The organism is Vibrio sp. TRT 29B02 (genome assembly GCF_050113655.1).
Taxonomy (GTDB): domain Bacteria; phylum Pseudomonadota; class Gammaproteobacteria; order Enterobacterales; family Vibrionaceae; genus Vibrio.
In genome coordinates, this window is sequence record NZ_JBNJOJ010000019.1 from 35,842 (window position 1) to 51,167 (window position 15,326).

Below are 15,326 nucleotides of genomic sequence, written 5' to 3' on the forward strand. Positions count from 1 at the left end.
CATATTGTGATCTTAATTCACCTCTCATAGTAAGCTTTCCCCAGATAATGTGAATTGCCTCTCAGTAATCTCGTCAAAATAAGTCTGTCGATTTTGACGTTTAGTTTAAATGTCTGTTTTTATTGCGTTTTAAATGCTCATGAAATCTAAATTTTGAGCTTGGTCACTTTTGTGAATTATTAATTTCACGATGCAAAATAACTAGGGATATGTTGAGTTCATCTTGATTAAGAGCCGTCATTTTGAGCTCGATATTTTTCTGGGGTAAGTAAGATGTTTAAACAAAATCTGATTGCAGCGTCAGTATTGGTAACATTGGCTGGTTGTGCATCATTTCAATCAACGGAACAACGCGTGGTGAATTCACTGGCGGAGAATCTTGATGTTCAATATCAAGTACTCACTAACCACGGTGCGAATGAAGGTCTTGCATGTCAGGACTTAGGTGCGGAATGGGCATCATGTAATCAAGTCAATATGACATTGGTGAATCAAGGTGAAGCGATCGACTCAAAAGAGTGGGCTATCTATTTCCACAGCATTCGTCTAATTCTCGATGTAGACAATGAACAGTTCAAAATCACACGAGTGACAGGCGACTTACATAAGTTGGAGCCGACAGATAAATTTGATGGTTTTTCTGCTGGGGAAACTATCGTCCTTCCTCTGATCGGCGAATACTGGCAGTTATTCGAAACGGATTTCATGCCAGGCGCATTCGTTGCAGCACCCAATGCTGAGCCTAAAATGATCGCATCTCTAAATACGGAAGATGTTGCGTCGTTTGTTACTGGGCTTGAAGGGAATAACCTAAAACGAACACCGGATGACAACAACGTTTTTGCTAACGCTGTGTCTCGCTTCGAGAAGAACAAAGATCTAAACGTTCAAGACGTATCGACTACCTTGTTACCAACACCTATGCATGTAGAAGCGGCTGAAGGTTTGGTCAGCATTGAAAGGGGTATTGCGCTACCAAAGGGCGCATTTGATCAGGCTCAATTCGCCGCCATTCAAGAGCGCGCGGAAGTGTTAGGTGTTGATGTCGACGGAGCTTTACCAGTAAGCGTCGCGCTTGTTCCTGCGGACTTTTCGAATGAAATGGCGAAATCTGGTGCGTATGAAATGGTTATTAGCGGCAATGGTATTGCGATTAAAGCGTTTGACCAAGCGGGTGCATTCTACGCAGTACAATCTATTTTGGGTCTGATAGACAGTCAAAACCCTGATCATTTACCACAACTGTCTATTAAAGATGCTCCACGTTTCGATTATCGAGGCGTAATGGTGGATGTTGCTCGTAACTTCCACTCAAAAGAGGCGATTCTAGCCACTTTAGAGCAGATGGCTGCGTATAAGATGAACAAACTCCATCTTCACCTCACTGATGATGAAGGTTGGCGTATAGAAATCCCGGGTCTGCCTGAGCTGACTGAGATCGGAGCGAACCGTTGTTTTGATGAACAAGAGAAGAGCTGTTTACTGCCTCAGCTAGGCTCTGGCGCAACAACGGACAACTTCGGTTCTGGTTACTTCAGCAAAGCAGACTACGTGGAAATCTTGAAATACGCACAAGCGCGTAATATCGAAGTGATCCCAGAAATTGATATGCCAGCTCACGCTCGCGCAGCAGTGGTTTCTATGGAAGCTCGCTACGACCGTCTCATGGCAGAAGGGAATGAAGCATTAGCAAACGAATATCGTCTGATGGATCCACAAGACACTTCAAACGTTACCACGGTACAGTTCTACAACAAACAGAGCTTTATCAACCCATGTATGGAATCGTCTACTCGTTTTGTCGACAAAGTGATTTCTGAGGTTGCAGCGATGCACGCTGAAGCGGGTGCACCGTTAACAACATGGCACTTCGGTGGCGATGAAGCAAAAAATATTAAGTTGGGCGCTGGATTCCAAGATGTGAATGCGCAAGACAAAGTGAGCTGGAAAGGTTCGATCGATCTTTCTCAACAGGACAAACCATTTGCTCGTTCACCACAATGTCAGACATTAATCGAAGATGGCACGGTCAGTGATTATGGACATTTACCTAGCTACTTTGCTGAGCAGGTATCGAAAATTGTTGCAGAGAAGGGCATTCCTAGTTTCCAAGCATGGCAAGATGGCTTGAAATACAGTGAAGGCGCAGAGGCGTTTGCGACTCAAAACAAACGCGTTAATTTCTGGGACGTTCTTTACTGGGGTGGTACATCATCTGTTTATGAGTGGTCTAAGAAGGGCTACGACGTCATCGTTTCAAACCCAGATTACGTTTATATGGATATGCCATATGAGGTAGATCCTAAAGAGCGCGGATACTACTGGGCGACACGTGCTACGGACACTCGCAAGATGTTTGGCTTTGCACCAGAGAATATGCCGCAGAACGCAGAAACATCTCTAGATCGTGATGGCAATGGTTTTACTGGTAAAGGCGAGGTTGAAGCGAAGCCATTCTACGGTCTATCGGCACAGCTTTGGTCTGAGACGGTTCGTAATGATGAGCAGTATGAATACATGGTATTTCCACGCGTCCTCGCGGCAGCGGAACGCGCATGGCATCGCGCCGACTGGGAGAATGACTACAAAGTAGGAGTAGAATACTCTCAGAATACAAATCTCGTCGATAAAGCCGCGTTAAACCAAGACTACAACCGCTTTGCGAACGTACTTGGCCAACGTGAACTGGCGAAACTTGAAAAATCGGGTATCGACTATCGTTTACCTGTACCTGGTGCGAAATTGGAAAATGGTCAACTTACAATGAATGTCCAGTTTCCAGGCGTTGAGCTTCAATACTCTATTGATGGCGAGACGTGGATGACTTATTCAGACCAAGACCGCCCGATGGTAGCAGGGGAAGTATTTATTCGTTCAGTATCAGCAACGGGTGATAAAGCGAGTCGTGTTACTCGTGTGAAATAGCTTTGCATTGCCAGATAAGCAAAACGCCCAGCCAAAAAGGCTGGGCGTTTGTTATTAAGATAATAAGATAAGCGAGTTACGCTACTTGAGCTTGTTGCTCTTCGACCTGCTCTGCGTTGCTAATTGGTGTTTCTGCACCGTGCATCCAACGAACGAGCGTATTTGAGAACAGAAGTAAGACTACACCAGAAATCGTTGCTGCCACAGCGATGCCTCCGAAAATCGGCAGCGCACCTAGCTCGCCTACGTGTGAACCGATCAAACCTGCGACATAGTTGGCAATGGCATTGAAGCCGAACCACGCACCCATCATTAGCGATGCAAGACGAAGAGGTGCTAGCTTAGTGACAAGTGACAGACCAATTGGTGATAGGCAAAGTTCGCCAAGCGTATGGAAGAAGAACGCACCTACCAGCCACAGCATTGATGTCTTAACGCTAGTGTCACCGCCTTGCTCCATTACAGCGCCAACCATGCATAGGAAACCAAGTGCCAAGAAGAAAAGCGCTAGCGCAAATTTAACCGGAGAATTCGGTTCTTTTGGCCCCAGTTTTACCCATAGCGCAGCGAGTAGCGGGGCGAGAGTAATAATGAAGAATGGGTTGAGTGACTGGAACCAAGCCGCTGGAACTTCAAAACTGCCAATCATACGATCGGTATACTGCTGAGTGTAGATGTTCATCAATCCGCCTGCTTGTTCAAAGCCCGCCCAGAAAACGATAACAAACAGCCCCATTACTAGAATGACTTTTAAGCGATCAACTTCTTGTTTGGTTAACGGTTGTTTGGTCGCCGATTGTTTCTTTTCGAGATCACGAGCTGCCGCAGGTACAACGCCTATGTCACCCAGCCAAGACTTAGCTAATGTCATTTGCATGATTAAGCTGATGATCATACCTAGACCCGCGACCATAAATCCGGCCTTCCAGCCAAATTCATTGGTTACAGAACCTGATACGACACCGGCAATCAGAGCACCTAGGTTGATGCCCATGTAGAAGATAGTAAATGCGCCATCGCGACGGTTATCACCTTCTTGGTAAAGATCACCAACCATAGTGGAAATGTTTGGCTTGAACAGACCATTACCAAGGATCAGCAACGCAAGGCCAAGATAGAAGCTGTGAGTGACGCTCAACCCAAGCATATCGGCAGGCAGAGCGAGTGTGAACTGACCAACCGCCATCAAAGCACCACCAATCAGAATCGAACGGCGTTGACCTAAGTAGTTGTCGGCAAGATAGCCACCTATCATCGGTGTGATATAGACAAGTCCAGTATAGATGCCGTAGAGATCGAGGGCATCTTTAGTCGACCAACCCAATCCACCGTTGATAGTAGTATCGGTCAAATAAAGAACTAAGATCGCGCGCATCGCGTAGTAAGAGAAACGCTCCCAAAGCTCAGTACCAAAAAGTAGGAACAAGCCTTTAGGATGTCCAAAAAATTGTTGATGTTGGTTTGTCATAAGTTTTACTAATTTGAGTTATTACAGTTTTTTATTTGTCTCTACATATACTCCTTAGACTTACTCTCTGCAAATGGCGACTATCTTTGGAATTTAGCGAAACTAATTCTAACTAATTGAATTGAATGGTTTATTTTCTTGGTGGGTAAGGGGTATAGTCGTGCCACAAACTTAGTTTCCAAAACTGAGGTGTGTTTTCGAGATTGTTACATTTATGGGGAGTGTGAATGGTTTGCTGGGGGATAAATAAAAAAAGACACCTAAATAGGTGCCTTTGAATCAGTTGCAGCTGGCTTAGTAAGCGTCGTTATGTACGCTCTTAACCGCACGTCCTGAAGGGTCAGCCATATTTTTGAATGACTCATCCCATTCAATCGCTTTCGCTGAAGAACAGGCTACCGATGGACCGCCAGGAACACATTCTGCTGCTGATGGCAGAGGGAACAACTCTTCAAAGATCTCACGGTATACGTAGCCTTCTTTAGTTGTTGGTGTGTTGTATGGGAAGCGGTAAGACGCCGTTTCCATTTGTTGGTCTGTGATTTTCGCTTCAGCCACTTCTTTTAGTGTGTCAATCCAGCTGTAGCCAACGCCATCTGAGAACTGCTCTTTCTGACGCCATGCGATTGAGTCTGGTAGGTAATGTTCGAAACACTCACGCAGGATATGTTTTTCCATCTTACCATTGCCGCACATCTTGTCTGCTGGGTTGAGACGCATTGCGACATCAATGAACTCTTTGTCTAGGAAAGGTACACGGCCTTCGACACCCCAAGCCGCAAGAGACTTGTTGGCACGAGCACAGTCAAACATATTAAGTGCAAGCAGTTTACGTACTGTCTCTTCGTGGAACTCTTGAGCGTTTGGTGCTTTGTGGAAGTAGAGGTAGCCACCAAAGATTTCATCCGCGCCTTCACCTGATAGCACCATCTTGATGCCCATCGCTTTGATCTTACGTCCCATCAAGAACATTGGTGTCGATGCACGAATCGTCGTTACGTCGTATGTCTCGATATGGTAAATCACGTCACGAATGGCATCTAGACCTTCTTGGATGGTGTAAGTCATTTCGTGGTGAACGGTACCGATTTTTTCAGCCACTTCACGTGCAGCTTTAAGATCTGGTGCGCCTTCTAAGCCAACCGCAAATGAGTGTAGTTGAGGCCACCATGCTTCTGATTTCTCATCATCTTCGATACGCATAGCCGCAAAGCGCTTCGCGACCGCTGAAGTGATTGATGAATCGAGGCCACCAGAGAGTAGAACACCGTAAGGAACGTCGGTCATCAGTTGGCGTTTAACCGCGGCTTCCAACGCTTCTTTTAGTTCTTCTTTGCTGCTGCTGTTACCTTGAACGGCCGCGTACTCATTCCAGTCACGAATGTAGTAACGTTGTGGCTCAGAGTCTGTGCTGCTGTAGTAACTGCCTGGAGGAAATTCACTCACGGTTTTACATACAGGCACTAATGCTTTCATTTCTGAAGCGACATAGTAGTTACCATGCTCGTCGTAGCCCTGGTAAAGAGGAATGATACCGATGTGGTCACGACCAATCAGGTATTGATCTTTCTCTTCATCGTACAGTACGAACGCAAAGATACCGTTCAGTTCTTCAAGTAAATCAGCACCCATATCTTGGTACAGGGCTAAGATCACTTCACAGTCTGAGTCTGTTTGGAAGTCGTACTTGCCTTCATAACGAGCGCGGATCTCTTTGTGGTTGTAGATTTCGCCGTTAACCGCAAGGATGTGTTTCTTGTCTGGACTGTATAGAGGTTGCGCACCACTGTTTAGACCTACGATTGCAAGGCGCTCATGCGCAAGAATGGCTTTTGGTGATGAGTAGATACCAGACCAGTCTGGGCCACGATGGCGAAGCTTTTTAGACATTTCCAACGCGACTGGACGTAGCGCTTCTGCATCACTTTTGATGTCTAAAATACCAAAAATTGAACACATACAACTTCCCTTTAAATTTTATTTAATCTGTTAAGTTCAATTTGCCATTCTGATTAAAAAAATCAACCTTCAATGATAAAAAAAATCAATAAAAAGCCATTGTGTTAGATGGCGTTTAATTAAAGTTTGTTTTTGGTGAATAATTTTCACTAAAGGTCGTTTTTTGTTCGCTGGGCATAAAAAAGGCAGCGAAATTGCTGCCTTAGTTTTATTTATGCTTCGAGAACGAAGGTTGTAATTGTTCACAAACATGGCGGGCAAAACCGCTGCCTGCCTCATTGTAGATATTGAATGCCGCATCGACACCATCTTGAATGAGTGCGTCCAACTGATCGGGATACTCTGCAATCGCGGCAATTTGACCTTGGAAGTTACGGCGCTTTAACTGTTCGAGCGCGATTTGATTACCTTGGTGGTGCGGCATAGCTAATAGCACCAGCTTAACATTTGCGGTGTCTAAGATGCGCTCCCAGAAGTCCGGGTCGGTCGCATCGCCTGCAATAACGTTTCGACCATGGCTTTTATGAACGTGTGCAGCGTCTTCACGTACTTCAATACCTAAACTGATTTTTCCATAACGTTTACGCAGTTCATCGTAAGCACCTGTACCAATTCGACCCATGCCGAGGATAAGTACTTGAGCGTGTCCAGGGTTGATTAACTGGTCACGTGTGTTTAGCGTTTCTGCTGCGTGCTCGCGCAACCAACGACCAGAGCGTTGATACAATGCATGACCGTGCCGGTTGATAGGGGCGGATAAGACAAATGAAATTGATACAGATATCGCCAAGGCAACGAGAATGTCACTGCTCATCCAACCCATTTTATACGCCAGTCCCCCAACAATAAGGCCGAATTCACTGAAGTTAAACAGGCTTAATGATGCCAATAGAGACGTACGGACACGGAACTTAAAGCCGTTAAGTACCAGAAAATAGAGGATGCCCTTGAGAGGCAGTAGCATCAAGAAGAGTAACGCCAACGCAAGGCCTGATAGCGTTGGTTGAGCTGACAGGCCAATATTGAGGAAGAAACAGACTAAGAACAGCTCTTTGAGGTTGAAAAGCGATTTAGATAGCTCTGACGCTTTTTTATGCCCAGCAAGTAGCATTCCGAGGATCAGTGCGCCTAAATCTGGCTTCATTCCAACCAACTCGAATAACCCCGCGCCTGCGACGAGTGCAAAGAAGATTCCAAGTAGAACCAACATCTCACCATGGCCTACCCAGTCAAGCATCTTGTAAAACAGAGGTCTGAGAAGTGGTAACGCGAATAGACCAATAGCATACCACTCGGGGAGTTTACCCGTTGATGCAGTTAAGAAGACAACAGCAAAAATATCCTGCATGACTAAGATACCAATGGCGATGGTACCGTAGGTCGCGTTCATTTCCCCTTTCTCTTGCAGCGATTTCACTGCAAATACGGTACTTGAGAAAGAGAGCGCAAAGCCAAGTAGCAGCAGTTGGTCCATTGACATTGCTGCTAATGAACTTACGCCAAGAAACTTAAAGCAGAACAGAACAACGCTGAAGAGGGCAGTAGAGAGTAGGTTATGAACCGTTGCCCCTGCCCATATTTCTTTGGAGAGTAGGGTTTTGATATCGAGCTTTAAGCCAATGGTAAACAGAAGTAGCGTGACTCCTAAATCGGCCAAAGTGATGATGGTTTCATTAGATTGATAGCCAAATGCATGTAAAGCAAAGCCTGCTAACAAAAAACCGACCAGTGGAGGTAGGTTACATTTGAGCGCAATAAAGCCAGCTAGGAAAGCGGCTGAAATTAAAATGAGTTCCATATAGTTGCGATTTCGTCCTAAAAAAACGGGCTACATATTCGTAGCCCGTTATTCTAACTCAATTAGTTGCTTACTGGTGCAGAAGATTAATCTTCTAACAATTTTTGTAACAAAACGCCATTTAACATGGCACGCTTAACCATAGCAAACGCACCTAAGGTCGGTTTCTTGTCGATTTGAGAGGCTACAATCGGTAATCCGCTATGGAATGTGGTCAAAGATTGATTTTCGACATTACGGCGGATGGCTGGGAAGACGATCTCTTCACACTGAGTGATATCACCCGCGATAACGACTTTTTGTGGGTTGAATAAGTTAATGGTAATTGCAATTGCTTTACCAAGTTGATTACCCACGCGAACCAGACTCTGTTTTGCTAACTCATCACCTAGGTTGGCGTGTTCGCAGACATCAGATATACGGATAGTTTCAAGCGCAGTCAGACTGGACTCATAGCCTTGTTTAATCAGCTTGTTTACGCGCTCAACGATGGCAGGGTTAGCTGCAACCGTTTCAAGACAGCCAAAATTACCACATTGGCATTGCTCGCCCAGTGGGTCGATCTGGATGTGACCAATCTCACCTACGTTGCGATTATAGCCAAGGAATACCTGACCATTAACGATGATACCTGCACCGGTTCCTCGGTGAACACTGACTAAGATTGAATCCTGACAATCTTTACTCGCACCAAAGTAATGTTCTGCCAATGCCATACCACGCACGTCGTTGCCGACAAAACATTGGACATGGAAAGTCTTTTCAATCACATCCGATAGTGCAAGGTTATCAATAGTGATGTTTGGCATGTATTCAACAACACCGGTTTCTGGATTCACCAGACCCGGTAGAATGACGCCAATAGCGATCAATTGATTGATGCTTGTTTGATGGGTTTGAATAAAAGTCTTTAAGTGAGACAGCAAACCTTCAACCAACTCTTCCTCGGTGGTGTAGAAGAATTCGTTGTAGTCTGAAGCAAGCTCTTTGGCACCTAAATCATAAAGGCTGAACTGAATGTAATCTCGCCCTAGACGAATCGCGACAGAGTGAAATGGCTCTACTTCTGTTGTGAGTGATATCGCGCGACGTCCACCGGTAGAAGCTTGTTGCGCGACCTCTTTGATTAGGCCGCGCTCGAGGAGTTGGCGGGTGATTTTTGTAACACTGGCAGGAGCCAGTTGACTGACGTCTGCAACTTGGATCCTAGAAATAGGGCCCTGCTGGTCAATCAGTCTATAAACTGCTGCACTATTTAGTTGTTTTACTAAATCTACGTTACCTATTTGTCCGCCATTCATTCTTAATTTTGCTCGTATTGTCCGTTAACAACCGTCGCTTGGACGTTGAAGTCACGGTCAAAAACAGTCAGGTTGGCAATCATACCTTTTTTGACAAGGCCAAGTTTGTCTGCCATACCGATTGCTTTTGCAGGATACAGAGTAGCCATACGCAGTGCTTCGTCCAGAGCGATACCGACGTGCTCAACAGTATTTTGTACTGCTTCAATCATAGTGAGTGCTGAGCCGCCTAGTGTGCCATTTTCATCAACACACTTACCATCTCGGTAATATACTTTCTTACCAACAAAAATAAAGTAATCCATGTCAGCGCCTGCAGGAGCTGTGGCATCGGTCACTAATACTAATTTTTCGCCCTTAATTTTGTGAGCGATTCGAATGTTTGCATAGTCGACATGGAACCCATCAGCAATGATACCTGCATAGACATCTGGTGTGTCGTAAATGGCACCGACGACACCTGGTTCACGACCAACCATAGGTGTCATCGCGTTGAATAGGTGTGTTGCAAAGGTAATACCAGCCTCAAACCCACGTCGTGCTTCAGCATACGTCGCATTGGTATGACCGATAGACACAACAATACCTGCTTGTTTAAGGCGCTCGATATGAGCCAAGTCGTTGTGTTCCGGTGCTAACGTGACTTTTGCAATGACATCTGCGTTGTCACACATGAAGTCAATCATATTGTTATCTGAAGGGCGAATGTAGTCGACGCTATGAATCCCTTTCTTCATGACGTTAAGGTACGGTCCTTCAAGATGAAGACCTAGAGACTGGTTTTGGTATTTTGTGTGGTATTCACGCGCTGCTGCAACCGCTTGACGCATATCTTCGTCAGAAGAGGTGATAAGAGTCGGGAGGAAGCTTGTACAGCCTGACTTTAGGTTAGCTTGATGCATGATTTGCATTGTTTCAGCAGTGATTTCGTCATTGAGCATCACACCGCCGCAGCCGTTTAACTGTAGATCAATAAAGCCTGGGCTGACATTAGCACCATTTAGGTCGCGAGTTTCGATACCTTGAGGAAGTTCAGATACAGGGCATACTGAATCAATAACATCGTTGTTAATGATGACAGCATGGTCAACGAGCACATCGCTGCCAGTATAGATTTTACAGTTAGTTAGCGCATACATAGTTAGCTAATCCTTATAGGTTAGATTCTTAATACTTTTAGGTGACTAATTGAGCCCTTCTCGTCACAAGGTGGCACTTTATTCGTACGCTTCAATTAGATCGCAAAATATCTTTAGCAAACGGACAATTGGGTCTTCTAAATCACGTCAGTCACCGTGGTCGATGCTGGTGGAACATACGTGTCATATTGGCTCGATAAATGTAGGCGGTGCCTTATATAACAGTAATCGTAGCTCTTATCTATAATGTAAGAATACCGCGAATATCGGGTAATGAATGCTATTTTTTTGGATTGTAAAATAAGTTTTATGATCTCGCTAGCAAAAACCTTGGATATTGGCTGTTTCTGGTGATTATGATCACAAATGATGAGGTTTTAATTTGCGGAGCAAAATTAATGTCATAAACTGAGCAGGACTAAATTGAGCGACTAAAAAAAGTGGCTCAGCCAAAAACAAAATCCTATAGGGGGAACTTAAGGTGAATATTCTTGGATATGCGCAAAAGTTAGGTAAAGCTCTTATGCTTCCTATCGCAACGCTTCCAGTTGCGGCGCTCTTACTACGTTTAGGTCAAGGCGACCTACTAGATATTCCATTCATGGCGCAAGCGGGTGGAGCAATCTTCAGTCAATTACCACTTCTATTTGGTCTTGGTATCGCAATTGGTCTATCTAAAGATGGTCAAGGCGCTGCTGGCCTAGCTGGTGCCGTTGCATACTTCGTGCTAACAGCAACAGCAACAACAATTAATGCTGACATCAACATGTCATTCTTCGGTGGTATCATCGGCGGTATTATTGCGGGTCACTCATACAACGCTTTCCATGCAACCCGTCTTCCTGAGTGGTTGGCATTCTTCTCTGGTAAACGTCTAGTCCCTATCATGGCAGGTCTATTCGCTCTAGTTGCAGGTGCAATCGCAGGTGTTGTATGGCCAAGCATTCAAAGTGGTCTTGACGCTCTTGCACACGCAGTTTCGACTTCTGGCGCAATTGGTCAGTTCGTTTACGGTACTCTTAACCGTGCGCTAATCCCTGTAGGTCTTCACCACGTTCTTAACTCATACTTCTGGTTCGGTATGGGTACGTGTCAAGAAGTTCTAGTTACTGGTGCTCAAGCTGCTGGTCAGGCTCTACCTGCACTACAACAGCTTTGTGTTGACCCAGCTCTAGCTAAGACTCTTGTTGCTGGTCAAACTCACACATTTGAATTTGCTAACGCTGTAACTCCAGAAATCACTGCAACTGTTAAAGAAGTAACTGAAACAGTTAAATCTGGTGACCTACACCGTTACTTCGGTGGCGATAAAGCTGCTGGCGTATTCATGAACGGCTTCTTCCCTGTAATGATGTTCGGTCTACCAGGTGCGGCTCTAGCTATGTACTTCGCAGCTCCAGCTGAAAAACGTAGCCAAGTTGGTGGTGCACTATTCTCAGTAGGTTTCTGTTCATTCCTAACTGGTATCACAGAGCCGCTAGAATTCATGTTCGTGTTCCTAGCTCCAGCTCTATACGCAATGCACGCTGTATTCACTGGTCTATCTCTAGTTGTTGCTAACATGTTTGGTACGCTACACGGCTTTGGTTTCTCTGCTGGTCTAATCGACTTCGTACTGAACTGGGGTCTAGCAACTAAACCGTTCACTCTACTGCTAATCGGTCTAGGCTTCGGTGCTCTATACTTCTTCACTTTCACGTTCGCTATCCGCGCATTCAACCTGAAATCTCCAGGTCGTGAAGATGACGACGAAGAAGCGTCAGCTGCTCCAGCAGGCGATGCTAAAAACGGCGACCTAGCACGTCAGTACCTGAAAGCTCTAGGTGGTCATGACAACCTAACTTCAATTGACGCTTGTATCACTCGTCTACGTCTTACTCTAAAAGACCGCTCTGTAGCTGACGAAGTTGTACTTAAGAAGCTTGGTGCTAAGGGTGTTGTGAAACTAGGTGAGAACAACCTTCAAGTTATCCTTGGTCCTCTAGCTGAAATCGTTGCTGGCGAAATGAAAGCAATCGGTGCTAACGAAGACCTATCTGATGTAAAACTTCCATAATAACCTCTGGTTAATTGGTAAGTGACGAAAGCCTCCTTTGGGAGGCTTTCTTGCGTTTGAAGCTAAACAAAACGGATTCGCTGAAAAGCTAACCAGCTTTTGACTGTTATCAATATAAAACAGGGATTATTTGCGAATAAAGCTTCGGTTGTAGTTGTGTATTGATTAAGAATTGTGGATCATTAGTCGTTATATGCTTTGAACATGCTCACGCCTGTTCGAAGATCAATTTCTCTGACAATACTACAACAATTGAGGTGCTATAGATGAGTGAAGCTGAAGCTCGTCCATCGAATTTCATTCGCCAGATCATCGATAAAGATTTAGCGGATGGTACACACACAAGCGTGCATACTCGTTTCCCGCCAGAGCCAAATGGCTATCTGCATATCGGTCACGCTAAGTCAATTTGCTTGAACTTCGGTATTGCTCAGGACTATCAGGGTAAATGTAACCTTCGTTTTGATGATACAAACCCAGAAAAAGAAGACGTTGAATACGTTGAGTCAATTAAGAATGATGTGAGCTGGTTAGGCTTCGAGTGGGATGGTGAAGTATGTTATTCATCAGACTATTTCGACAAGCTTTACGGCTACGCAGTGGAATTAATTAACAAAGGCTTAGCGTACGTTGAAGAGCTAAGTCCTGAGCAGATCCGAGAGTACCGTGGCACACTTACTCAGCCAGGTAAGCCAAGCCCGTACCGTGACCGTACTCCTGAAGAAAACTTAGCGCTATTTGAAAAGATGCGAGACGGCGGTTTCGAGGAAGGTAAGGCGTGTCTACGAGCTAAGATTGACCTAGCGTCTTCTTTCATCGTACTGCGCGATCCTGTGCTTTACCGTGTTCGTTTTGCTGAACATCACCAAACAGGCAATAAATGGTGCATTTACCCAATGTACGATTTCACGCACTGTATTTCTGATGCGTTAGAAGGCATTACACACTCAATCTGTACGTTAGAGTTCCAAGACAACCGCCGTCTGTATGACTGGGTTCTTGAGAACATCACTATTGATTGCCAACCTCGTCAGTACGAGTTCAGCCGTCTGAATCTTGAATACACAGTAATGTCTAAGCGTAAGCTGAACCAACTAGTCACAGAAAAACTGGTTGATGGTTGGGATGACCCGCGTATGCCGACAATCTCAGGTCTACGTCGTCGTGGCTTCACGCCTGCTTCAATCCGTGAGTTCTGTAAACGTATCGGTGTAACTAAGCAAGAAAACATGATCGAAATGGGCTCACTAGAGTCTTGTATTCGTGATGATCTGAATGAGAACGCACCACGCGCGATGGCGGTGCTAGATCCTGTTAAGATTGTTATTGAAAACTTTGAAGAAGGTAACATTGAGTCACTGACTGTCGCGAACCATCCAAACAAACCTGAAATGGGCGAGCGTGAAGTGCCATTTACTCGTGAACTTTGGATCGAACGTGAAGACTTCCGTGAAGAAGGTAACAAAAAGTACAAGCGTCTAGTTCTTGGTAAAGAAGTTCGTTTGCGCGGTGCTTACGTGATCAAAGCGGAACGCGTAGAGAAAGATTCAGAAGGTAACATCACAACTATCTTCTGTAGCTACGACAATGAAACGCTAGGTAAGAACCCTGCGGATGGTCGTAAAGTGAAAGGTGTTATTCACTGGGTATCAGCAGATAAAGGCCTATCAGCTGAAATTCGTCTGTATGATCGTCTATTTACCGTGCCAAACCCAGCAGCAGCAGATAACTTCGCTGAGACAATTAACCCAGACTCATTGGTAAAACTAAACGGCTTTGTTGAGCCTAGCCTAGCGGATGCAGAGGGCGAGAAAGGTTACCAGTTTGAGCGTATGGGTTACTTCTGCGCCGATGCTAAAGACTCTAAAGCCGATGCGTTGGTCTTTAACCGCACCGTTGGTTTGCGTGATACTTGGGCGAAGATCGAAGCTCAGTAATCACAACCAAAGTGACCACAAATGCCAGTCTTGAGACTGGCATTTTTTTCGCTTCAGAGATGAGCACTATGCTTGTTAAAAAAGCACCCTAGGGTGCTTTTTTATTATTTAGCTTTGTGCGCGTCTGGATTGCCTTTGCACGTACCATCACTGCACTTACCGTACAAGTATAGGCTGTGGTTGGTTAGCGTCACGTTGTATTTGGCAGCAATTTCCTTCTGACGCTCTTCAATTACGTCGTCCGAAAATTCGATAACCTCACCGCAATCAAGACACACTAAGTGGTCATGATGGTGCTGTGTAGACAGTTCAAACACAGATTTACCACCTTCGAAGTGGTGGCGAGTTACGATACCTGCATCATCAAATTGGTTTAATACGCGGTAAACGGTAGCTAGACCGATCTCTTCCCCTAGATCAATCAGCTTCTTATATAAATCTTCAGCGCTAATATGTTGGCAGTCTGGCTGCTGTAGGACTTCTAAAATCTTAAGTCTAGGAAGGGTTACCTTTAGACCAGCATCCTTGAGCGCTTGGTTATTGTCTGACATATACTTTCCTGTTGATGATCTGCAGTAATTAACAGAATTCAATATTCCTATCATTATAGGGTAGTAGACATCAACAATAAACCACGAACTTCAAGGGGTTACTAGTATTTTTCTATAAACTAGTGCAAAGTCACTGATAAAGGACATCCGACCAGTTACAATCAGTTAACAATTCGCAATTAGACACAGTTA

General features: G+C 44.9%; 9 protein-coding genes. 3 read left to right on the forward strand and 6 right to left on the reverse strand.

Annotated elements, in window-relative coordinates; all coding sequences use genetic code 11:
• The first annotated feature begins 273 nt into the window (after positions 1-273).
• Entirely contained in the window at positions 274-2,925 is a 2,652-nt protein-coding gene (locus ACQEXT_RS12860; protein ID WP_426952376.1) for a beta-N-acetylhexosaminidase, read from the forward strand.
• A 76-nt stretch (positions 2,926-3,001) separates the two neighbouring features.
• Here ACQEXT_RS12860 and ACQEXT_RS12865 read toward each other — a convergent pair whose 3' ends face one another.
• The 5 genes from ACQEXT_RS12865 to nagA form a co-directional block, all read right to left on the reverse strand.
• On the reverse strand, positions 3,002-4,393 hold the full coding sequence (locus tag ACQEXT_RS12865; protein ID WP_426952378.1) for a peptide MFS transporter: 1,392 nt from the start codon (positions 4,391-4,393) through the stop codon (positions 3,002-3,004).
• Between the two features lie 294 nt (positions 4,394-4,687).
• Positions 4,688-6,352, reverse strand: coding sequence for an asparagine synthase B (gene asnB / locus ACQEXT_RS12870; protein WP_269378188.1), 1,665 nt, complete (start codon positions 6,350-6,352; stop codon positions 4,688-4,690).
• Positions 6,353-6,560: 208 nt separating this feature from the next.
• Complete coding sequence (locus ACQEXT_RS12875; RefSeq protein ID WP_426952380.1) at positions 6,561-8,150, reverse strand: cation:proton antiporter; 1,590 nt, start codon at positions 8,148-8,150, stop codon at positions 6,561-6,563.
• An 86-nt stretch (positions 8,151-8,236) separates the two neighbouring features.
• Entirely contained in the window at positions 8,237-9,451 is a 1,215-nt protein-coding gene (gene nagC, locus ACQEXT_RS12880) for a DNA-binding transcriptional regulator NagC (RefSeq protein ID WP_138971774.1), read from the reverse strand.
• A 2-nt stretch (positions 9,452-9,453) separates the two neighbouring features.
• On the reverse strand, positions 9,454-10,590 hold the full coding sequence (nagA, locus tag ACQEXT_RS12885) for an N-acetylglucosamine-6-phosphate deacetylase (RefSeq protein WP_426952383.1): 1,137 nt from the start codon (positions 10,588-10,590) through the stop codon (positions 9,454-9,456).
• 481 nt (positions 10,591-11,071) lie between these two features.
• Between nagA and nagE the strand changes: the two genes are divergently transcribed.
• Both nagE and glnS read left to right on the forward strand, forming a co-directional pair.
• The gene (nagE, locus tag ACQEXT_RS12890) at positions 11,072-12,646 is read left to right on the forward strand and encodes an N-acetylglucosamine-specific PTS transporter subunit IIBC (RefSeq protein WP_426952385.1); all 1,575 of its coding nucleotides are present in this window, start codon (positions 11,072-11,074) and stop codon (positions 12,644-12,646) included.
• Between the two features lie 266 nt (positions 12,647-12,912).
• Entirely contained in the window at positions 12,913-14,583 is a 1,671-nt protein-coding gene (glnS, locus tag ACQEXT_RS12895) for a glutamine--tRNA ligase (RefSeq protein WP_426952387.1), read from the forward strand.
• A 104-nt stretch (positions 14,584-14,687) separates the two neighbouring features.
• On the opposite strand, the gene fcrX is transcribed toward glnS, so the two are convergent.
• A complete protein-coding gene (fcrX, locus tag ACQEXT_RS12900; protein WP_138971777.1) occupies positions 14,688-15,134 on the reverse strand; it encodes a ferric iron uptake transcriptional regulator FcrX in 447 nt (148 codons plus the stop codon).
• Positions 15,135-15,326: the final 192 nt, after the last annotated feature.